Source organism: Streptomyces sp. YPW6, assembly GCF_018866325.1.
Lineage (GTDB): Bacteria > Actinomycetota > Actinomycetes > Streptomycetales > Streptomycetaceae > Streptomyces.
This window is the reverse complement of record NZ_CP076457.1, coordinates 5,618,140-5,639,676: the sequence shown is the minus strand read 5'-3', so window position 1 is coordinate 5,639,676 and position 21,537 is coordinate 5,618,140. Positions and strand designations below refer to the sequence as shown.

Annotated in this window: 17 protein-coding genes and 1 pseudogene; 10 read left to right on the top strand and 8 right to left on the bottom strand. The window is 72.9% G+C overall.

Translation table 11 applies throughout. The annotated features are described in order from the left end of the window. Positions 1-660: a pirin family protein gene (locus KME66_RS24810; RefSeq protein WP_216326044.1), complete on the bottom strand. Its 660-nt coding sequence runs from the start codon at positions 658-660 to the stop codon at positions 1-3. Positions 661-788: 128 nt separating this feature from the next. Between KME66_RS24810 and KME66_RS24805 the strand changes: the two genes are divergently transcribed. From KME66_RS24805 to fabF, 5 genes are all read left to right on the top strand, one after another. After that, positions 789-1,988: a CdaR family transcriptional regulator gene (locus KME66_RS24805; RefSeq protein ID WP_073218664.1), complete on the top strand. Its 1,200-nt coding sequence runs from the start codon at positions 789-791 to the stop codon at positions 1,986-1,988. Positions 1,989-2,077: 89 nt separating this feature from the next. Further along, positions 2,078-2,995 carry an ACP S-malonyltransferase gene (locus KME66_RS24800; protein WP_073218667.1) on the top strand — a complete coding sequence of 306 codons (918 nt, stop codon included), beginning with the start codon at positions 2,078-2,080 and terminating at the stop codon, positions 2,993-2,995. A 9-nt stretch (positions 2,996-3,004) separates the two neighbouring features. Next, a complete protein-coding gene (locus KME66_RS24795; RefSeq protein WP_216326042.1) occupies positions 3,005-4,036 on the top strand; it encodes a ketoacyl-ACP synthase III in 1,032 nt (343 codons plus the stop codon). A gap of 64 nt (positions 4,037-4,100) precedes the next feature. After that, a complete protein-coding gene (locus KME66_RS24790) occupies positions 4,101-4,349 on the top strand; it encodes an acyl carrier protein (protein WP_003969376.1) in 249 nt (82 codons plus the stop codon). A gap of 76 nt (positions 4,350-4,425) precedes the next feature. Further along, positions 4,426-5,691, top strand: coding sequence for a beta-ketoacyl-ACP synthase II (gene fabF, locus KME66_RS24785; RefSeq protein WP_073218675.1), 1,266 nt, complete (start codon positions 4,426-4,428; stop codon positions 5,689-5,691). Between the two features lie 193 nt (positions 5,692-5,884). On the opposite strand, the gene KME66_RS24780 is transcribed toward fabF, so the two are convergent. After that, on the bottom strand, positions 5,885-6,379 hold the full coding sequence (locus KME66_RS24780) for a DUF3145 domain-containing protein (RefSeq protein ID WP_032761950.1): 495 nt from the start codon (positions 6,377-6,379) through the stop codon (positions 5,885-5,887). Positions 6,380-6,779: 400 nt separating this feature from the next. On the opposite strand from KME66_RS24780, the gene KME66_RS24775 reads away from it, so the two are divergent. Beyond that, the gene (locus tag KME66_RS24775) at positions 6,780-7,682 is read left to right on the top strand and encodes an SGNH/GDSL hydrolase family protein (RefSeq protein WP_216326040.1); all 903 of its coding nucleotides are present in this window, start codon (positions 6,780-6,782) and stop codon (positions 7,680-7,682) included. Between the two features lie 28 nt (positions 7,683-7,710). Here KME66_RS24775 and KME66_RS24770 read toward each other — a convergent pair whose 3' ends face one another. From KME66_RS24770 to KME66_RS24760, 3 genes are all read right to left on the bottom strand, one after another. Then, on the bottom strand, positions 7,711-8,520 hold the full coding sequence (locus KME66_RS24770) for an EI24 domain-containing protein (protein WP_216326038.1): 810 nt from the start codon (positions 8,518-8,520) through the stop codon (positions 7,711-7,713). An 82-nt stretch (positions 8,521-8,602) separates the two neighbouring features. Continuing rightward, a complete protein-coding gene (locus KME66_RS24765; RefSeq protein WP_216326036.1) occupies positions 8,603-9,031 on the bottom strand; it encodes an organic hydroperoxide resistance protein in 429 nt (142 codons plus the stop codon). 100 nt (positions 9,032-9,131) lie between these two features. After that, positions 9,132-10,151: an NADP-dependent oxidoreductase gene (locus tag KME66_RS24760; RefSeq protein WP_073218689.1), complete on the bottom strand. Its 1,020-nt coding sequence runs from the start codon at positions 10,149-10,151 to the stop codon at positions 9,132-9,134. Between the two features lie 134 nt (positions 10,152-10,285). On the opposite strand from KME66_RS24760, the gene KME66_RS24755 reads away from it, so the two are divergent. From KME66_RS24755 to KME66_RS24740, 4 genes and pseudogenes are all read left to right on the top strand, one after another. Beyond that, the gene (locus tag KME66_RS24755; RefSeq protein WP_073218692.1) at positions 10,286-10,717 is read left to right on the top strand and encodes a MarR family winged helix-turn-helix transcriptional regulator; all 432 of its coding nucleotides are present in this window, start codon (positions 10,286-10,288) and stop codon (positions 10,715-10,717) included. A 1,009-nt stretch (positions 10,718-11,726) separates the two neighbouring features. Beyond that, positions 11,727-12,290: pseudogene (locus KME66_RS24750) on the top strand (hypothetical protein); the annotation flags it as partial. 139 nt (positions 12,291-12,429) lie between these two features. Then, positions 12,430-13,467: a rod shape-determining protein gene (locus KME66_RS24745; protein ID WP_073218699.1), complete on the top strand. Its 1,038-nt coding sequence runs from the start codon at positions 12,430-12,432 to the stop codon at positions 13,465-13,467. Positions 13,468-13,736: 269 nt separating this feature from the next. Beyond that, the gene (locus tag KME66_RS24740) at positions 13,737-15,413 is read left to right on the top strand and encodes a GAF domain-containing protein (RefSeq protein ID WP_216326034.1); all 1,677 of its coding nucleotides are present in this window, start codon (positions 13,737-13,739) and stop codon (positions 15,411-15,413) included. Positions 15,414-15,435: 22 nt separating this feature from the next. Here KME66_RS24740 and KME66_RS24735 read toward each other — a convergent pair whose 3' ends face one another. The 3 genes from KME66_RS24735 to KME66_RS24725 all read right to left on the bottom strand — a co-directional run bounded on the left by KME66_RS24735 (position 15,436) and on the right by KME66_RS24725 (position 20,894). Next, entirely contained in the window at positions 15,436-15,867 is a 432-nt protein-coding gene (locus KME66_RS24735; RefSeq protein WP_030577666.1) for an Lrp/AsnC family transcriptional regulator, read from the bottom strand. 372 nt (positions 15,868-16,239) lie between these two features. Next, a complete protein-coding gene (locus KME66_RS24730) occupies positions 16,240-18,408 on the bottom strand; it encodes a ThuA domain-containing protein (RefSeq protein ID WP_216326032.1) in 2,169 nt (722 codons plus the stop codon). Beyond that, the gene (locus KME66_RS24725; RefSeq protein WP_216326030.1) at positions 18,405-20,894 is read right to left on the bottom strand and encodes a PQQ-dependent sugar dehydrogenase; all 2,490 of its coding nucleotides are present in this window, start codon (positions 20,892-20,894) and stop codon (positions 18,405-18,407) included. Before KME66_RS24725 ends, KME66_RS24730 begins: the two co-directional genes overlap by 4 nt. Positions 20,895-21,537 lie beyond the last annotated feature (643 nt).

Here is a 21,537-nt window from a genome sequence, read left to right as displayed (position 1 = left end):
TCAGCCCGCCAGCTCCCACACCAGCAGCTCCGCGGGGCCCGCGGCCGCGACCGCCTCCAGGCCCTCCGCGCCGGTGATCCGGGCGGCGTCGCCGGGGCCGAGATCCTCGCCGTCCAGGGCGACCCGGCCCCGCACCACGTGCACGTACAGGCGCACCGCGTCCGGGACCGCGGTGCGTTCGCTCTCGGCCAGGCGGCGGACATGGAGCATCGCGCCCGCGCCGGGCAGGGCGTACGGGGTGGAATCGGCGATGCCGGGCACCACCGTGTACGCGGGTTCACCGCCCGGCTCCAGGGGGGCCAGCCACATCTGGAGGAAGGTCAACGGGTCCGTGCCGTCGTTGCGTTCGACGTGGCGGACCCCGGAGGCGGCGCTCAGGTGGGCCACGTCCCCGGCGCGGACGACGGTGGAGTGGCCGGCCGAGTCGCGGTGGGTCAGTTCGCCCTCGACCACCCAGGTGACGATCTCCGTATGGCTGTGCGGATGCTCCTCGAAGCCCGCGCCCGGCAGGAGGCGCTCCTCGTTGCAGGCCAGGATCGGTCCGAAGCGGAGGTTGTCCGGGTCGTAGAAGGGGCCGAAGGACAGGGCGTGCCGGGTGTCGATCCCGGCGGCCTCGTCCCCGCCCCGGTAGCGGTCGTCGGACCGGTGCACGGAAATCACCCGGCCACGGTAGCCGTGCGGACGCGCGTTCGGCGGGGGTGGCCGCCAGGAGTTCGACTACCCGCCGGTACGGGGCACCGTCGCCCCGGCCCACCGGACCACCGGCCCGATAAGGCAGTCTTGTCCTCGTGCCCCGACCCGATCCTGAGCAGCCCGCCGCCCACGACGCCCACCTGCATGCCGCGACCCTGAAACGGCTGGAGCAGTCCTCCGGCCGGCTGGCCGCGAACGCGATTGCCCGCATGGACGAATCGCTGCCGTGGTACCGGGCGATGCCGCCGGAGAACCGGTCCTGGATCGGCCTGGTCGCCCAGGCCGGCATCGCCGCGTTCACCGAGTGGTTCCGGCATCCCGAGACCCCGCAGGCGATCTCGACCGATGTGTTCGGCACCGCCCCGCGCGAACTGACCCGGGCCATCACCCTGCGGCAGACCGTGGAGATGGTGCGGACCACGATCGAGGTCATGGAGGCCGCGATCGACGAGGTGGCCGCCCCCGGCGACGAGTCGGTGCTGCGGGAGGCGCTGCTCGTCTACGCGCGCGAGATCGCCTTCGCCACCGCCCAGGTCTACGCCCAGGCCGCCGAGGCCCGGGGCGCCTGGGACGCCCGGCTGGAGTCGCTGGTGGTGAACGCGGTGCTCTCCGGCGAGGCCGACGAGGGTGCCGTCTCGCGGGCCGCCGCGCTCGGCTGGAACTCCCCCGAGCACGTCTGCGTCGTCCTCGGCACCGCGCCCGACGGCGACAGCGAACTGACCGTGGAGGCGATCCGGCGGGCCGCCCGGCACGCCAAGCTCCAGGTCCTCACCGGGGTCCTGGGCAACCGGCTCGTCGTCATCGCGGGCGGCAGCGACAATCCGCTCCAGGTCGCGAAGGGCCTGATCGGGCCGTACGCGGCCGGCCCGGTCGTCGCCGGGCCCGTCGTCCCCGACCTGCTGGCCGCGACCCGGTCCGCACAGGCGGCGGCGGCCGGGCTGAAGGCGTGCTCGGCATGGCAGGACGCGCCGCGCCCGGTGCTGGCGGACGATCTCCTCCCGGAACGCGCGATGGCCGGAGACCCGGCCGCGCGGGAGCAGTTGGTGGAGGAGATCTACAGACCGCTGGAGGAGGCCGGTTCGGCGCTCCTGGAAACACTGAGTGTCTATCTGGAGCAGGCGAGCAGTCTGGAAGGCGCCGCCCGGATGCTTTTTGTGCACCCCAACACCGTGCGCTACCGGCTGCGACGTGTGACCGACGTCACCGGATGGTCACCCTCCGACGTGCGCTCCGCGTTCACGCTGCGGATCGCCCTGATCCTGGGGCGCTTGGCCGCAGCCGATCCTCAGTCCTAGACTTTTGTTGGACTTCAACAATTCCCCCGACGGTTCTTCGTCCCTGTCCCCACGGGCGTGCGGAGCCGTCCACAAGAGAGAGTGTGAGGGTGCTCGTACTCGTCGCTCCCGGCCAAGGCGCTCAGACGCCCGGCTTCCTGACTCCCTGGCTCGACCTCCCCGGTGCCGCCGACCGCATCGCGGCCTGGTCCGACGCCATCGGGCTCGACCTTGCCCACTACGGCACGAAGGCCGACGCGGACGAGATCCGCGACACGGCCGTGGCCCAGCCGCTCCTGGTGGCGGCCGGGCTGCTGTCCGCGACCGCCCTGGACGCCGCGTCCCCCGACGTCGTCGCGGGCCACAGCGTCGGTGAGATCACCGCCGCCGCGCTCGCCGGTGTCATCGAGGACGAGGCCGCCCTGCGCTTCGTCCGGACCCGCGGGCTCGGCATGGCCGAGGCCGCAGCGGTCACCGAGACCGGTATGGCGGCCCTCCTCGGCGGCGACCCCGCCGTCTCGGTCCCGCACCTGGAGAAGCTCGGGCTCACCCCGGCCAACGTCAACGGCGGCGGCCAGATCGTCGCCGCCGGCACCGCCGCCCAGCTCGCCGCCCTGGAGGCCGACAAGCCCGAGGGCGTGCGCCGGGTGGTCGCGCTGAAGGTGGCCGGCGCGTTCCACACGCACCACATGGCCCCGGCCGTGGAGAAGCTGCGCGCGGCGGTCGGCGACCTCACGGTCTCCGACCCGACCGTGCGCTACGTTTCCAACGCCGACGGCCACACCGTGGCCACCGGTACCGAGGTCATCGCCCGGCTGGTCGGGCAGGTCGCCAACCCGGTCCGCTGGGACCTGTGCATGGAGACCTTCCAGTCCCTGGGCGTCACCGCACTCGTCGAGCTGTGCCCCGGCGGCACCCTGACCGGGATCGCCAAGCGCGCGCTGCCCGGTGTCAGGACGCTGGCGCTCAAGACCCCCGACGACCTCGACGCGGCCCGCGCGCTCATCTCCGAGCACGCGGGCGTCTAAGGAGCGAGCATGTCGAAGATCAAGCCCAGCAAGGGCGCCCCGTACGCACGGATCCTCGGGGTCGGCGGCTACCGCCCGACCCGGGTCGTGCCGAACGAGGTGATCCTCGAGACGATCGACTCGTCCGACGAGTGGATCCGCTCCCGCTCCGGCATCGTCACCCGCCACTGGGCCTCCGAGGAGGAGACCGTGGCCGCGATGTCGATCGAGGCCTCCGGCAAGGCCATCGCCGACGCGGGCATCGACCCCGAGCAGATCGGCGCGGTCGTCGTCTCGACCGTCTCGCACTTCAAGCAGACCCCGGCCGTCGCCACCGAGATCGCCCACCGGATCGGCGCGGGCAAGCCCGCCGCCTTCGACATCTCGGCCGGCTGCGCGGGCTTCGGCTACGGCCTCACCCTGGCCAAGGGCATGGTCGCCGAGGGCTCGGCGGAGTACGTCCTGGTGATCGGCGTGGAGCGGCTCAGCGACCTGACCGACCTGGAGGACCGCGCGACGGCCTTCCTGTTCGGCGACGGCGCGGGCGCGGTCGTCGTCGGCCCCTCCCAGGAGCCGGCCATCGGCCCGACCGTGTGGGGTTCCGAGGGCGACAAGTCCGAGACCATCAAGCAGACGGTCGGCTGGAACGAGTTCCGTCTCGGCGACGTCTCGCAGCTGCCGCTCGACTCCCAGGGCGAGGTCAAGTTCCCCGCCATCACGCAGGAGGGGCAGGCGGTCTTCCGCTGGGCCGTCTTCGAGATGGCGAAGGTCGCCCAGCAGGCGCTGGACGCGGCCGGGATCGCCCCGGAGGACCTGGACGTCTTCATCCCGCACCAGGCCAACATGCGGATCATCGACTCGATGGTGAAGACCCTGAAGCTGCCGGAGCACGTCACGGTCGCCCGTGACATCGAGTCAACCGGCAACACGTCCGCCGCCTCGATCCCGCTCGCGATGGAGCGGCTTCTGGCGACCGGTCAGGCGAAGAGCGGCGACACCGCGCTCGTCATCGGCTTCGGGGCGGGTCTCGTCTACGCCGCGACGGTCGTTACCCTCCCCTAGGCACACCGGACCTTTTGGGTCCGTAGCTACGAACACCGAAGAAAACCACCGAAGGAGCGCCAAGATGGCCGCCACGCAGGAAGAGATCGTCAAGGGTCTCGCCGAGATCGTCAACGAGATCGCCGGTATCCCGGAGGAGGACGTCCAGCTGGACAAGTCCTTCACCGACGACCTGGACGTCGACTCGCTGTCCATGGTCGAGGTCGTCGTCGCCGCCGAGGAGCGCTTCGACGTGAAGATCCCCGACGAGGACGTCAAGAACCTCAAGACGGTCGGCGACGCTGCCGACTACATCCTGAAGCACCAGGGCTGATCCCAGCCCGGCTGTGTCGCCACCCGGCGGTGGCGCCGCTGATTCACGACCCTCTACACGTGGAGAAGATTTTCCAGTGAACTCGACCAATCGCACCGTGGTCGTCACCGGTATCGGCGCAACCACTCCGCTGGGTGGCGACTCCGCATCGACCTGGGAAGGTCTGATGGCCGGCCGGTCCGGCGTCAAGCCTCTCGAAGGCGAGCGCTTCGCCGAACTGCCCGTCCGGATCGCCGCCCTCGCGGCCGTCGACCCGGGCGACGTCCTTCCCCGCCCGCTGGCCCGCAAGCTGGACCGCTCGGCGCAGTTCGCGCTGATCGCGGCCCGCGAGGCGTGGGCGGACGCGGGCTACACCGGCAAGGCCGGCGAGGAGGACGAGACCGTCCGCCCCGAGCGTCTCGGCTCGGTCATCGCCTCCGGCATCGGCGGTGTGACCACCCTGCTCGACCAGTACGACGTGCTGAAGGAGAAGGGCGTACGCCGCGTCTCCCCGCACACCGTGCCCATGCTCATGCCCAACAGCCCGGCGGCCAACGTCGGCCTGGAGGTCAACGCCCAGTCCGGTGTCCACACCCCGGTCTCGGCCTGCGCGTCCGGCGCCGAGGCCATCGGGTACGCCGTCGAGATGATCCGTACCGGCCGTGCCGACGTGGTCGTCGCCGGTGGTACCGAGGCGGCCATCCACCCGCTGCCGATCGCCGCGTTCGCCAACATGATGGCGATGTCCAAGAACAACGACGAGCCCGAGAAGGCCTCGCGTCCGTACGACACCGGCCGGGACGGATTCGTCCTCGGCGAGGGTGCGGGCGTCGTCGTCCTGGAGTCCGCCGAGCACGCCGCCCGCCGTGGTGCGAAGGTCTACTGCGAGGTGCTGGGCCAGGGCCTGTCGGCCGACTCCCACCACATCGCGCAGCCCGAGCCCACCGGCCGGGGCATCGCCGCCGCCATGCAGAACCTGCTGGACTCCAGCGACCTCAAGCCGTCCGAGGTGGTCCACCTCAACGCGCACGCCACCTCGACGCCGCAGGGTGACATCGCGGAGATCAAGGCGCTGCGGAGGGTCCTGGGCGACGACCTGGACCACGTCGCGATCTCGGCGACGAAGTCGATGACGGGGCACCTGCTCGGTGGCGCGGGCGGTATCGAGACGGTGGCCACCGTGCTCGCGCTGCACCACCGCATCGCACCGCCGACCATCAACGTCGACGACCTCGACGAGGCGGTCGAGGCGGACATCGTGCGCGGCGAGCCCCGGGCGCTGCCCGAGGGGCCGATCGCGGCGGTGAACAACTCGTTCGGGTTCGGTGGGCACAACGTGGTGCTGGCGTTCCGGTCCGTGTGACACGAAGGCGTTCACGGGTGAAGCCCGCTTCCCGGTTCCCGGGAGGCGGGCTTCGCTGCTCTCGGAGGGGGCGGGTTTCGCTGTTCTCGGGGTCCCGCCCCGGGCCCCGCCCCTCACATCGCCGGTGGGGCTCGACGGCCCCGGTCACCGCGAGGTCAGGAGCGCCGGAGGGGCTTGGTCGCGCCCCCGGCGGCTAGACGACCTGGTGGAGCCAGCGGACCGGGGCGCCCTCGCCCGCGTGGCGGAAGGACTCCAGCTCGTCGTCCCACGGTTTGCCGAGCAGGGAGGCGATCTCGGCCTCCAGGTCGCTCTCGCCGCGCACCGACCGCGCCAGGGCGGCCCGCAGCCGGTCCTCGGGGACCAGGATGTCGCCGTGCATGCCGGTCACGGCGTGGAAGATGCCGAGGCCGGGGGTGGAGCTGTACCGCTCGCCCTCCGCGGTGGGGCACGGCTCGGCGGTCACCTCGAAGCGCAGCAGGTCCCAGCCGCGCAGGGCGGAGGCGAGCTGCGAGGCGGTGCCGGCACGGCCCTTCCAGGAGAATTCGGACCGCCAGGTGCCGGGCGCGGCCGGCTGTCTGATCCAGTCCAGCTGGACCCGCACACCGAGGACGCCCGCCACTGCCCACTCGACATGTGGGCACAGCGCGCGCGGTGCGGAGTGAACGTACAGGACTCCACGTGTCGTCACCGGAACCTCCCGTATGGGACGAGGTACGCCTTCCCCAGCGGCCTCGCGTCCGTACCGCCTCTTTCCGGCCAGGGCCCGAGGTTGTCATCAGTAAACAGCATCGGGAGTTAATCTCCTGAAAGGGAACAGTATGTGACGTGACGTAATGTACCGGAGCCGTCCGTGTGCGCGCGGGCGGGCGGAACGCCGCTGGTTCGACGGGGAAAAGCTACCGTGCGCCGGGGCCGTCCGTGTGACGTACCGTCGGTCTCAGGCCCTTGATTCGCCGGGTTTCACCCGGCAGGGCGCGCACGGCCCCGACCTGGGGATCATGTGCTTGCCGGGGGCATGTCCAGAGGCATACGCCACAGGGTGACCGGAGGGGATCCGACCGATGCCGGAGCGTGCGACACGCCCACGGATGCGTACCGCTGCCGCCACGCTGACGGCGCTCTCGTCCCTCGGCGTCGCGGCGCTGGCCGGATGTTCCGGCGGCGGCCCGGAGGGCGGCGTGTCGCAGAACGCGCCGGCCGCCTCGCGCAGCGCCTCGCCGTCCCCCTCCCCCGCTCCGGACTGGAACCCCCGGCCCCGGTCGATCGCGGCGGTCGGGGACTCGATCACCCGGGGCTTCGACGCGTGCTCGGTACTGGCCGACTGCCCCGAGGTGTCGTGGGCGACCGGCACGGACGAGGCGGTGCGCAGTCTCGCGGTCCGGCTGCTCGGCCCGTCGAAGGCGGCGGACCGCAGCTGGAACCTCGCGGTGTCGGGGTCGCGGATGGTGCAGTTGCCCGAGCAGATGGCGAGGGCGGCGAAGGAGCGGCCGGAGCTGGTGACGGTGATGACGGGCGCGAACGACGCGTGCCGGGACTCGGTGCGGCTGATGACGCCGGTGGCGGACTTCCGGGCGTCGTTCGAGGCGTCGATGCGGCAGCTGCGGGCGGGGGCCCCGAAGGCGCAGGTGTACGTCTCCAGCGTGCCGGATCTGAAGCGGCTCTGGTCGACGGGGCGGGTGAACGAGCTGGGCAAGAAGATCTGGGACCTAGGGATCTGCCGGTCCATGCTCGCCGACGCGGACGACCTCGGGCCCGCCGCGGTGGCCCGGCGGGACGCGGTGCGGGACCGGGTGGTGGCGTACAACGAGGTCCTGCGGGACGTGTGCGCGAAGGACCGCCACTGCCGCTACGACGGCGGGGCGGTGTTCGACTTCCGGTTCACCGGGGCGCAGCTCAGCCCGTGGGACTGGTTCCACCCGAGCCGCGACGGCCAGGCCCGGCTGGCGGAGATCGCCTACCGCACGATCACGGCGGACGGACCTCCGTCCTAGGCTCGGTCACCGGGTCCGGGCGGCTGCGTCACACGGACCGGGTCCGGGGCGCCGGAGCGGCGCCGCCGTCGGCGGCGCCGGGACCGGGCCGCGCGTCCGGGGCCGGGTCGGCCAGGTCGCGGGCGAGCAGGGTGGCCCCGGCGACGGCTCCCGGCATCAGGAACACCGCGACGAGCGGGACCAGGAAGGACAGGACCAGCGGGACACCGAAGCCGAGCGCCAGCATCCGGCGGCCGCGGAGCAGGACGAGGCGGTCCTTGAGGACCAGGCCCCGGCGCTGGAGGGCGACGGCGGTCAGCTCCTCGGCCAGGAAGAAGCCGGAGACGCAGAAGCCGATCACGGGGACCACGGTCTGCCCGGCGACGGGGATGAAACCGCAGGCGAAGAGGATGATCCCGTACAGGGCGACGCGCAGCAGGATGCGTACGGAGTCGCGGGCGGAGATCCACAGCTCCCGCCAGAGCGGCAGTCCGGACTCGGGGACCTCGCCGCCCTCGCCGCGCTCGACCTCCTCGGAGAGCGACTCGTAGAAGGGCTGGCCGACCAGGAGGGTCACGGCGGTGAACGTGATGACCGCGAGGAACAGGCCGAGGACGAAGACGAGCGCGGTCAGTCCGGTGCGCAGCAGCCCCTGCCAGGGCGAGGACCAGTCGTCGGCGAACGGGGTCGCCCAGCCGACGAGGTCGTCGGCCCCGTAGCCCAGTCCGATCAGCGCTCCGGCGTAGACGACGAGGGTGACGAGTCCGGGCAGCAGCCCGAAGCCGAACCATCGTCCGTGCTGGGCAACCCAGCGCTGCCCCTTCATCACGTAGCCGAAACCCGCCCCGAGATCGCTCATGGGCGTCAGCGTACGGCGTGCGGAAACCGGGCGAGGACCGCACCCCGGGGCGGGGTGCGGTCCTCGCGGGCGGCTTCGGCGGTCAGGCGGCCGAGAGCTCGACCTTGATGTTGCCGCGGGTGGCGTTCGAGTACGGGCAGACCTGGTGGGCCTTCTCGATGAGCGCCTGCGCGGTGGCGGCGTCGACGTTCGGTATGGAGGCGCTGATCGCGACCTCCAGGCCGAAGCCGCCGGCCTCGGTCTTGCCGAGGGAGACCGACGCGGTCACGGTCGAGCCGGAGACGTCGGCCTTCTCCTGGCGGGCGACGACGCCCAGAGCACCCTGGAAGCAGGCGCTGTAGCCCGCCGCGAAGAGCTGCTCGGGGTTGGTGCCCGTGCCGCTGCCGCCCATGGCCTTCGGCGGGTTCACGACGACGTCGAGCTGACCGTCGTCGGAGGAGACCCGGCCGTCGCGGCCGTTCTCGGCGGTGGCGACGGCGGTGTAGGCGACGTCGATCTTCTGGATGGTCATGGTGTGACGTTTCCTCCGGTTGGTGCGCCGCGACTCGCGCCCACGATCGCGACGGCCTGCGGACGAGCCTAACGCGTGGCCGGTGGGGCCAGGAGGCGGGTCAGACCAGGGAGACGATCATCTTGCCGGTGTTCTCGCCGCGCAGCAGACCGACGAAGGCGTCGTACCCCTTCTCGATGCCCTCGACCTCGGTCTCCTGGTACTTCAGCTCGCCCGAGGCCAGCCAGCCGGCGACCTCCTGGACGAACTGCGGCTGGAGGTCGGAGTGGTCGCTCACGAGGATGCCCTGGAGGCGCAGCCGCTTGCCGATGATCATCGCCATGTTGTTCGGGCCGGGCGTCGGCTCGGTGGCGTTGTACTGGGCGATCATGCCGCAGAGGGTGGCGCGGCCGTGCAGGTTGAGCGAGGTGATGGCGGCTTCGAGGTGCTCGCCGCCGACGTTGTCGAAGTAGACGTCGATGCCGTCGGGGGCGGCCGCCTTGAGCTGGTCGCGGACCGGCCCGTTCCTGTAGTTGAAGGCGGCGTCGAAGCCGTACTCCTCGACGAGGAGCTTGACCTTCTCGTCGGAGCCCGCGGAGCCGATGACCCGGGAGGCGCCCCTGAGCTTCGCCATCTGGCCGACCTGGCTGCCGACGGCACCCGCCGCGCCGGAGACGAAGACCGCGTCGCCCTCCTTGAAGGAGGCGACCTCGAACAGGCCCGCGTAGGCGGTGAGTCCGGGCATGCCGAGCACGCCGAGGTAGGCGGAGAGCGGGGCGATGCCCGCGTCGACCTTCACCGCGTGCCGGGCGGGCAGGTCGGCGATCTCGCGCCAGCCGAGACCGTGCAGGACGTGGTCGCCGACGGCGAAGCCCTCCGCGTTCGAGGCGATGACCTCGCCGACCGCGCCGCCGTCCATGGGGTGGTCGAGCTTGAAGGGCGGGGTGTAGGACTTCACGTCGTTCATCCGGCCGCGCATGTACGGGTCGACGGAGAAGTAGTGGTTGCGGACGAGGATGCGGCCTTCGGCCGGAGCGGCCACCGCGGCCTCACGCAGCGCGAAGTCCTCGGCCTTGGGCCAGCCGTGCGGGCGGGCGACGAGGTGCCATTCACGGCTGGACGCGGGAAGTGCTGCAGACATGGGCTCGGGTTCTCCTCAATGTCCTACGGGGGGGGGTGAGCCTCCGCGCCGGACGGCACGAAAAGCTTCATGACATGAAACAACCATGCTCCTGAATATTTCATGATGTCAAGTAAATCGGTACGCTGTCGTCCATGGCCACTCGTACAGACACCCTGACCCTTGAGGTCGTCGAGCTCATCGGCACCGTCGTGGCGCGCTACCACGAGGAGTACGACCGGGCCGCCGCCGAGCACTCCCTCACGGGCGCGCAGGCCCGGGTGCTCGGGCTGCTCTCGCTGGAGCCCCTGCCGATGCGGAAGATCGCCGTCAGGCTGAAGTGCGAGCCGTCGAACATCACCGGGATCGTCGACCGGCTGGAGACCCGGGGGCTGGTCGAGCGCAGGCCCGATCCGGCCGACCGCCGGGTGAAGCTGGCCGCCGCGACGGAGGAGGGCCGGCGTACGGCCCGGGAGCTGCGGGACGCGCTGGACTTCGCCCGGGAACCGCTGGCCGGACTCTCCGAGGCCGAGCGCACGGTCCTGCGGGACCTGCTGCGCCGGATGCTGGGCGAGGACAGCCCGTAGGCGCCGGGCCCTCCTGCTCACGGGCGCCGACCGCGGATGTGGGCCGCCCGCCGGTGCGCTCCGGCAGCTGACGGACCACCCGCTGACGTGGGCCGCCCGCTGACCTGGACCGACCGCTACGTGCACCACCAGAGGAAGCGGGTGCAGGTCGGGGACGGGCTCGGGCTCGGGCTGGGCGTCGGGTCCGCCGGGGGCGGTGACGCGGGCGCGGTCGTCGGCTCCTGCGGGTCGCCCTGCCCCGGCGGTTCGGCGGGGGCGCCGGGATGGTCCCCTCACCGGGGCCCGGGGAGAGGGGCGGCCCGACCGGGGCGGAGGCGCCGGGATCCGGCGGCCCGGACGGCTCCGGAGTGCCGCTGCCGGCGTCCGCCGGTTCCGCGTCCGGGCGGGGCCCGCGGTCGACGGGGCCCGGGAGCCGGCCGGGCCGGGGTCGCGCGGCTCCTCGGCGGAGGGCTGCGGAGGCGCGGGGTCGGCCGGGTCGCGCGGCGCCTCGCTGACGAAGTCGGCCGCGGTGTCGTCCCGCCCGGGTTCCAGGGCCAGTTCCGCCAGGCTCAGGGCGCCCGCGGCCAGGAGCAGCCCGAGGGCCCCGAGCAGCAGGGTCCGGCCGCGCCGCCGGTGACTGCCGCGAGCCCGTCGCCGGGAGCCGGGGCGGGGCCCGCGTGCGGCCTCGCTCCGAGACGTCCGGGCGGCCTCGCGCCGGGCGTCCCGGCGGGTCCGGCGGTGGCGGTCGGCCCGGTCGGCCGGGGCCGCCGGACCGTGGAGCCCCTCCGGGGCGGGGCCGGTGGCCGCGGGCATCGCGCAGGGGCCCAGCGCCTCGGCGGGCGTACCGCACCCGGCGCAGGCCAGGGCTCCGTTGAGATGCCGTCGGCACGGGTGGCAGTAATCCATGGCGCCCGCAGGTTAGGCGGGCTCGGAACGGCCGGGGAACCCGCCCAGGTGAGGATCGTGTGACGAAGCCGGGATTCCGGGGACACCCGGTCCGATACGCCGGACACGCGGGAGGATGGGCGGCATGAGTACCCCCGCCCCCTTCGGCCCCCTCCAGTTCCAGCTCGTCCTGCTGCGCCGGATGGCCGACTTCCAGCCCGGCCTGGTCGAGGATGCCCGGCACGAGCTGAGCGCCTCCCTCGCCGACATGCGGGAGGCCAACCGCCGCTGGCAGGCCATGGTGCGGGCGCCCCGGGGCCGGGGATCGCTGCGGCGCTACCGCTCGGTCCTCGGGGAACCGGAGCTGGTCCTGCCGCGCCGGGTCGGCGACCTGGAGTGCGAGGCGCTGCTGTGGCCGGTGCCCCTCTGGCCGGATCTGCGGTTCGAGGTGATGGCCGGGCCCGGCGGCGCCGTCTGGAACGAGTGGCTGGTCCGGGCCCCGGGCGCGGCGGGCCCGGAGCTCACCTCCGTAACGGATCTGCTCCCCTGGTCGTGCACCGTGGAGGAGGCGGCCCGCGCCTTTCCCCCGGCCCGGCCGATGGAGGGCAGCGCCCCGACCCGGTGGTCACTGGCCGTCACGGATCCCGGGTCCGGCCGGGAGAGGGTCGCGGAGTTCACCTGGGGACTGTTCCAGCGGCTGCTGCCGGGCCCGCGAGCTGAGGAGTCGTCAGCTCCCACTTCTCTTACGGCGCATCTCAACGCGCGCGAAGGACCGGGCAGCGCCACCATGGCAAGGAGAGACCGGCCGCCCGCCGGTGCCCCCCATCCGCGCGCTCGGGAGAATCGCCGTGACCGTCAGCCTTGAGCAGTTGCAGCGTTGCCATGTCGCCGTCGACCTGGGGGCCGCGAGGACCCGGGTGTACGTGAAGGGGCTCGGGCTCGTCGTCGACGAACCGAGCGTCGCCGCCGTCAACACCCGTACCGGCTCCCTCATCGCCGTCGGCGCGCTCGCCGAGCAGATGGCCGGCCGCACCCCGGAGTACATCCGGGTGGCCCGCCCGGTCTCCGGCGGGACCGTCGTCGACATCGAGATGGCCCAGCGGATGCTGCGTCATCTGCTGGGCGACAAGCTCCGCCGCCAGCTGCGCCGCAAGCCCCGGCTGCGTGCCGCCGCCTGCACCCCGCACGAGGCCGATCCACTGGCGCAGCGGGCGACGGTCGAGACCCTCGTCGGGCTCGGCGCCCGCCGCGTCGAGCTGGTCGACACCCTGATCGCGGCGGCCGTGGGCTGCGGGCTGCCGGTCGAGCAGCCGACCGCCACCATGATCATGGCGTGCGGGGCCGCCACCACCCAGATCGCGGTGCTCTCGCTCGGCTCGATCGTGACCGCCGTACGGATTCCGGTGGGCGGCAACGCGATCGACGAGGCGATCATCCAGCACCTGCGGCAGCACCACGAGCTGCTGCTGCCGAGCCAGTCCGTGCGCCCGCTGCAGCTGGCGCTGCACGGCAACGGCCTCCAGCTCACCGGCCCCGCCCTCACGGAGATCCACGGCCGCGACGTGGCGACGGGGCTGGCCCGCTCGGTCCAGGTCGACACCGCCGCCGTGCGGCAGGCCATCCACACCCCGCTCACCGCGGTGCTCGACGGCGTGGGCAAGGTCCTCCGCGACTGTCCGCCGGACCTGGTGGCCGACCTCGCGGACCGCGGGATCATGATGGTCGGCGGCAGCGCACTGCTGCCGGGCCTCGACCAGATGCTGCGGGACGCGACCGGGATGCCGGTGCACATCGCGGAGCGCCCCGACGTCTGCTCGGTGCTCGGCCTGGGCGCGATGCTGGACGGCAAGATCCAGCCGATGGTCCTCAACCCGCTGGCGGGGTGAGCGCGTCGGCGCGGACGCGCGGGCCCGTGGACTCCGGACCGGCCCGGAACGGATCGGCCCGGAACGGATCGACTGAGCCCGGACCGGCCGACGCCGAACCCGCCGGAACAGGACCGGCCCGGAACGGCCCTTCCGGGAACGGGCCGCCCGGAACAGGACCCGCCGGGAGCGGACCGGCCGGAACAGGACCCGCCGGGAGCGGACCGGCCGGAACGGGACCCGCCGGGAGCGGATCCGGCGGGACCGACGCCGCCGTCGAGCGGCTGCCGATGCTTCTGGAAGCCGTCCTCAGCGTGGGCAGTGATCTGGATCTGGGCTCCACCCTCCAGCAGATCGTGGAGACCGCCACCGCGCTCACCGAAGCACGCCGCGGTGCGCTCGCGGTGCTGGAACCCGACCGGGACCGGATCGACGCCCTCTACACCACCGGAGCGGCGGAGGCCGAGCCGGGTTTCCTCCGGGCGCCGATCGTGGTGCAGACCGAGGAGTTCGGCCACCTGTACGTCGCCGGGAAGCGGCCGGGGCCGTTCACGGAGACGGACCTGGGTCTGCTGCGGGTCCTGGCCGCCCAGGCGGGTATCGCGATCGCCAACGCCCGGCTGTACGGGACGGCCCGGCAGCGCGAGCGCTGGATCGCGGGCGCGGCGGCCGTCACGACGGCCCTGCTGACCGGTACCGATGCGGCGGACGCCCTGATGACGGTGGCCGAGCAGGCCCGGGTGCTGGCCGATGCGTCGGCCGGGGTGATCCTCCAGCCGACGGAGGAGGGCGGGATGGAGATCGTCACCGCCTCGACACCGGACGACCCGGCAGGCATCGTCGGCACGGTGATCGAGCCCGGTTCGCCGGTGCTCGTGCAGTTGCTCGGCGGCGAACCGGTCTTCATCGACGATTCGGCCACCGATCCCCGGATGACGACCGGCGTACGCTCCCGCTTCGGGCCCAGCATGATGCTGCCGTTGCAGAGCGGCGGGCGGCTCATCGGAACCCTCGCGCTGCCGCGGCGGCGCGGCGAGCGCCCCTACACGGAGGTGGACCGGCTGCTGGCGACCCAGTTCGCCTCGCAGGCGGCCCTCGCCCTGGTGCTGGCGGACGCGCAGGCCGACCGGGAGCAGCTCGCGGTGTACGAGGACCGTGACCGGATCGCCCGTGACCTGCACGATCTGGTGGTCCAGCGGCTCTTCGCCACCGAGATGATGCTGGAGTCGACCCGGCGGCGAGCGGCGTCGGAGGAGCCCGCGGGCCCCGTGGAGGACGGCAGCGGCGGAGGGACGGGCGCCGGGGACGCCAGGGAGGCGCGGGCCGGAGGCGGCGGAGAGGGCGGTGCCGGAGACGGCGAAGGGACGGGTGCCGGGGCGGGCGCAGAGCCCGAGGCCCGGAACAGCGGAAAGAGCGGCGCAGGGGACAGCGGAGAGGCAGAGGTCCGGGACGGCGGAGAGGCGGGCGCCGGGGCGGGCGGAGAGCCGGAGGCCCGGAATGGCGGAAAGAGCGGTGCAGGAGACGGCGGTGAGGCGGGCGGGGAGACCGAGGCCGGTGTGCTGCTGGGGCGGGCCGTGGACGAGCTGGACTCCACCATCCAGGAGGTCCGCACCGCCATCTTCGCCCTCCAGCAGCCGCCCGCCGCGGCCCCGAGCACCTTCCGGGGACGGGTGCTGCGGGAGACCGGGGGCGCGGCGGCCCTGCTGGGCTTTCCGCCGTCGGTGCAGTTCACCGGGGCCGTGGACGCGCTGGTGGACGAGGTGACGGGCCGGGAGCTGCTGGCCGCCCTGCGCGGGGCGCTGGCCGCCGCGCACCGCAGGCCCGGGGTCTCGGCGATCGAGGTCGAGGTGGACGCCACGGTCCGGCTCCCGGACGGGCGGGCCGGGGTACGCCTGGTGGTCGCGGACGACGGGCGCGGCGAGGACGACGGCAGGCCGACGACGGTGACCTGGCAGGCCCCGGTCTGATCCCGGGCCCGGCGGTCCGGCCTCAGTGCTTCGGGGCCGCCCGCAGCGCGATCCGGGTGTTCGAGTGGGCGACACCGGCCTCCCGTTTCAGCCGGCGCAGCAGGCTGTCCAGGGCCCCCGGGTCCGCGGCCGTGGCCCGCAGCAGGTAGTCGTGGCCACCGGTCACGTGCACCACCTCCGTGATCCCGGGCAGCATCAGCACCGACCGTTCGAACTCCTCGTTCGTCGTGTCGAGGCGCAAGGTCACATCGATGAAGACGACCAGGCCCGAACGGGTGTCGGCGGCCGGGTCGACGATGACGGTGAAGCCCCGGATGACCCCGTCGCGGCGCATCCGGCGGACCCGGTCGCCCGCCGCGTTGGCGCTGAGCCCCACGCGTACGCCCAGATCCCGGTACGAGATCCGGGCGTCCTCCTGGAGAATGCCGAGGATTTCTCTGTCCAGCCGATCCATACGGCGATTGTCCCAGCTTGTGACGATATTGGCTGAGGGAGTCGGGAGCGGGCCGGCCCTCGCCCGGTCGTCACGCTCCGGAGACCCGAGCGCCGCGGAAACCCCTGCCATGCCCCACGTAAGGTCCATGCCCCACGTAAGGTCCGTGCCCGACGTGAGATCCGCGCCGTGCGTGACATCCGCGCCGTGCGTGGTACCCGTGCCACGTGTGGCGCCCGCGCTACGCATGACGTCCGTGGCACCCGCGCCATACGTGACGTCCGTGGCACCTGTGCCACGCGTGACAGCCGTGGCGCCCATGACGTCCGTGGGCCGAGAAGAACGCCCGCGTTCCCGCCGGAACGCGGACGTTCGTCCGTGGGTCCGGCAGGCCTACCCGCGCTGCCGGAGCTGCTGCTCGAACCGGTCGGCCCAGTACGCGGTCCGGTCGAGGTAGGCCGTCTCGGAGGCCTCGCCACGCGTGCCGTATGCCCCCTCGAAGGTCTCGTACCCGTGGCCCGGGGGCGGGGTGGAGGTGGCCGGTTCGATGGAGCTGCCCTCGTGCCACTCGTTGAACGAGGTGACGGAGACCCAGGCGGGCTCACCGCTGATGGCCGGGTCGAGGGCGTTGCTCCACTCCAGGTCGTACGATGCGCCGTCCTCGCGGCCCAGGGTCGGGGTGGTGTTGCCGGGCACGGCCCGGTCGTCGATGTAGCCGGGGGCGACCGAGGGGGCCCAGACGAGGCCGTTGGCCCGGGCGTAGTCGCCCGCGTTCTTCCAGCCGGGGGCGGTGGCTCCGGCGATGCCGTCGTAGGTGTAGATCCCCCCGAAGTGGTCGACCTTGCTGGTGTCGGTGGTCTGGGCGAGGACGATGGCGGTGTCCTTGACCGCCTCCAGTGCCGACCAGTCCTGGATCCTCAGGCTCTCGAAGACGTAGTAGGCGTTGCGGTCGCCGTGTGCCGGGTCCCGGAAGAACGCGGGATGGTCGCCGAACCTCTCCTCCAGATGTCCGATGTCGTCGACGACGGACGCGGCGGTGCGGCCGCTGTACGGCTCGATGTGCCAGGCGACCTCGATGCCGTGGCGGGCGGCGGCGTCCAGCACGTCAGCGGCGAGGCCGTCCTCGTACCCCCCTTGTCCCCACCAGCTGTAGACGATGACGCCCGCGCCGGACCGTTTGACCCACACCATGTGCTGGTCGACCGCTCCGGCGATGTCCCCGGAGTCGTACGGGCCGAGCTTCGGGTAGAGGTCGGCGCCGATGGAGTCGGGCGGGGTGTGGCCGCCCTGCTGCCAGTGCCGCCAGCCGCCTCCCGGACCCTCGGGCGTCCCGTACCAGGGGTAGTAGAAGAGGTGCACGTTGGACGAGCCCTCGTCCTCGGTGGCCGGGGCGCGGGTCAGGGTGAAGCGGTCGACGTCGAACAGGGCGCCCGCTCCCCCGGTGAACCGCAGGAAGAGCGGGCCCGTTCCGGCGCTCAGCGTGGTGGTGACCTCGGTGAAGGTCTCCCAGCCGCCGGTCGGGGCGACGTCCACGGAGCCGAGGAGCGGTCCGGTGGCGGAGCCGGAGCGGATCTCGATCGTGCCGCCCGCGCCGGCCGACGAGACGGTGGCGGTGAAGGCGGTGGCCCCGGCGGTGTCGAGGGAGGAGTAGCCCGCCCAGTCGCCGTCGTCGATGTAGCCGAGGGTGGCTCCGCCGCTCGCGGGTCCGTGCGCGGCGGTCTGGACGCCGGAGGAGGAGGTGTACGCCTCCGCCTCCGCGCTGTCGCCGCCCGGGTCCGGTCCTGGGTCACCCGGGGAGCAGTCGGCTTCGACGGCTCCGGCCGCGTACTGGACGCCGCCGAGCAGGAGCCGGCGGAAGTCCGGGTCGGCGAAGGACTCGGCGGTGTGGCCGAGTCCGGTGTAGAAGGAGCGGCCCTCCTGCTCTTCGTGGCACCAGGTGATGGGGTGGTCGCCGCCCATCTCGCCGCCGCTGTAGCTGGATTCGTCCAGGGACTGCAGGACGCGGACGCTGTCGCGGGGGTTGGAGCGGTAGTTGTACCACTCGTCGGTCCGCGTCCAGGTGTCGTCCAGGTGCGCGGTCGCCGGGTGGTCGTGGTCCTCGGTGGTGAGGCGGGCCTCCTGGATCGCCGGATGGCTCCGGAACCACGCCCCGACCAGGTCCTCGTACTCCGGCCAGTCGTACTCGGTGTCGGCCGCCGCGTGGACGCCGACGAATCCGCCGCCCCCGTCGACGTACCCCTTCAGGGCGCTCTGCTGGGTGTCGTCCAGGACGTCGCCGGTGGTGGAGAGGAAGACGACGGCCTCGTACTCGGCGAGGTTCCGCGTGGTGAAGGCGGTCGCGTCCTCGGTGGCGGTGACGGTGAAGTCATGCTCCACGCCTAGCTGTTGGAGGGCGGCGATGCCCGCCGGGATGGAGTCGTGGCGGAATCCGGCGGTCTTGGAGAAGACGAGGACCTGGTAGGGGTCGGCGGCTGCCGCACTCGGCACACCGGGGCCCAGGAAGGCGGCCCCGAGGGCGAGGGCGGCGGCGCAGGCGAGCCGTCGGGTACGGGACCGTCTCATCGCTCGTTCACCTGCGCTCCCCGGGTGGTGAAGGTGAAGGCGTCCAGGTCGAAGAGGCTGCCCCGGCCCGTCGGGCCCGTGAAGACGAAGAACAGCTCGGTCGGTCCGGCGGGGGCGTCGGTCACGTCCGCCGTGACGTCCACGTAGTTCTCCCAGCCGCCGGTCGGGGCGACGGGCAGGGAGGAGAGCAGGGTGCCCGTCGGGGACCCTGCCCGTACCTCCAGGGTGCCGCCCGCGCCGCCGGACGCGACGCGGGCCGTGATGGAGGTGGCGTCGGCCAGTGCGTAGGGCTTGAAGGAGACCCAGTCGCCGTCATCCGTGTAGCCGACCGCCGCGCCGCCCTCGGCCGGTCCGTGCGGGGCGAGCTGGATGCCCTGCTGCGCGGTGAAGTGCTCGCCCTGGCGGTGGCGGGGCTGGAGGACCGCGTCGCTGTGCGTGGTGAGCCCGCCCGCGTCGGTGTACTCGGCGTCGAAGACCCCGTAGATGTCAGCGGCGCTGTCGTGCTCCCCGTCGACGGGGACGTCGATGGTGCCGGAGCAGCCGTTCTTCGAGGTGATCTGGTGGCGGTGGCTGTCGTGGCCGAGGAGGTAGGTGACCTTGACCTGCGAGCAGTCGACCGCGCCGTCCTCGGGGTCGCTGACGGTCACGGTGAAGGGGACGGAGTCACCGAAGGAGAAGAGGCCGCCGTCCGCCGGGGTGGTCAGGGTGACCGTGGGCGCGGTGTTGCCCGCCGTCACGACGAGGCTGGCGGAGCCGGTGAGCCCTTCGGGGTCGGTGACGGTCAGGGTCGGGGTGTAGGTCCCGGCGGTGGTGTAGGTGTGGCTGGGGTCCGGGTCGGTGGAGGTGGCTCCGTCACCGAAGTCCCAGGCGTAGGTGAGGTGTCCGCCCTCGGGGTCGGCGCTGCCCGCAGAGGAGAAGGAGACGGCGAGGGGGGTGGCCCCGGACGTCCTGTCGGCGGCGGCACGGGCGACCGGGGAGCGGTTGCTGCCCGCGAGGTACTCGATGCGGTACAGGGCCTGGTTGTCGGCGCCGGTTCCGTAGTCGAGGACGTAGAGCGCGCCGTCGGGGCCGAAGGCGGAGTCCATCACCTGGGTGCCGGTCCACGGGAAGGTGTCGATGGCGCCCGGCGATCCGTCGGCCCCGACCTCGACCGGCTTGATCCACTTGCGACCGTACTCGGTGGCGAAGAAGCGGCCGTCGAGGGAGGCGGGGAACTTCACGGCGGAGTCGAGGTCCGGGTCGAAGTTGTACACGGGTCCGGCCATCGGGGATTCGGAGCCGCCGCCGAACTCCGGCGGGGAGCCCGCGTCACCGGCGTACCGGATCCAGGCGGGCTGGGCGGGCGGCAGGGTGGCGAGGCCGGTGTTGCGGAAGGAGTTGTTGGCGGGGCCGGAGGCGCAGTCGTACGTCGCACCGGAGGGGCCGCTGGGGAAGGTGTACTCGCGGTACGTCTCCGTGGGCGTGTTGGTGCCCGTGCAGTAGGGCCAGCCGAAGTTGCCGGGCCGGGTGACGCGGTTGAACTCGACCTGGCCGCTGGGCCCCCGGTTCGGGTCGGTGGTTCCGGCGTCGGGGCCGTAGTCGCCGATGTAGACGGCTCCGGTCCTCTGGTCGACGGACATCCGGAACGGGTTGCGGAAGCCCATCGCGTAGATCTCGGGGCGGGTGTTCGCGGTGCCGGGCGCGAAGAGGTTGCCCGCCGGAACGGTGTAGCCGCCGTCCGCCGTGGGCGTGATCCGCAGCAGCTTGCCGCGCAGGTCGTTCGTGTTGCCGGAGGACCGCTGGGCGTCGAACTGCGGGTTGCGGTCGGTGCGTTCGTCGATGGGGGCGTAGCCGCTCGACTCGAAGGGGTTGGTGTCGTCCCCGGTGGTCAGGTACAGGTTCCCGGCGGCGTCGAAGTCGATGTCGCCGCCGACGTGACAGCACTGGCCCCGGTCGCTCTCGACCTCCAGGACGACCTTCTCGCTGCCGAGGTCGAGCGTGCCGTCGGCCCTGAGGACGAAGCGGGAGAGGTTGAGGTGCCCCTTCCACGGTGCGAAGTCGGCGGCCGTGCCGGTGGTGGGGGCGTCGCCGGGCGGAGTGTCCAGGAGCGGGGAGTAGTAGAGGTAGACGTAGCGGTTGGCCGCGAAGTCCGGGTCGACGGCGATGCCTTGGAGGCCCTCTTCGTCGTGGGTGTAGACGTCGAGCTTGCCCGCCGTCCTCGTGGCCCCGGCGGCGTCGGTCAGCCGGACCGTACCGTCGCGGGCGGTGTGCAGCACGGACCGGTCGGGCAGCACGGCGAGCGACATGGCCTCGCCCAGCTCGGCCGCCCCGAGGGCGAGTTGGACCTGCTGGTAGTCGGCGGCGGGGATGTCGGCCGCGATGCGTGGGGCTCGCGCCTCGGGGTCGGCGGCGAGGGCCGGGCCGGCGGCGGGAATGGCGAGCGTGGCCGCGAGGAGGGCGGCGAGGGCGGTGGCGCATCTGGACCACCGTGCGGGTGCGGGTGACATGGTCGGGTGGTTCCTTCCTGACGGTACGTGGGGTCTGTCAGGCAAGGCGCTGTCGCGCTTTGCGACGTACGGGTCCCGGCGGCGGGGCGGTACGACGTGCGGGGCGTGCGCGAAGTGCAGGTGTGCGGGGTGCGCTGTGCGGTGTGCAGGGCGTGCCGTGCGGTGCGCGGTTGCGTGCGTACGACGTGCGGCGACCGCTCCTGCGCACGGGCACAGGCGGCTTCTTTCTCCTGGAGAGCGCTCCAACACTGCGTTCCGGGAGGCTTTTTGCATGCTGGCAACGCAAAATTAATTTGTCAAGGTCGTGTCAAAATTGCGGTGGGGGCTCCGCACGGCACCTCCGGCCGACCGGCCCGGGGCGGGGGCGGGGGCGGGCCGAGGTCGGGGCCGGGGCGGGGGGCAGGGTGGCCGAAGCCGGGGTCGGAACCAAGGACCGAGCCGGGACGAGGTGGGGCCGGGGCGGAGCCGGGACCGGGGCCGGGGCGGGGCCGAGGCCAGGGCTGGGACCAGGGCTGAGCCGGGCCGGGGGCAGGGCTGAGCCGGGCCGGGGGCAGGGCTGAGCCGGAGCCGGGGCGGGGCCGGGGCCGGGCCGGGGCGGGACCAAGGCGAGGTGGGACCGGGGCCAGCGTGATGCTCCCCTCAT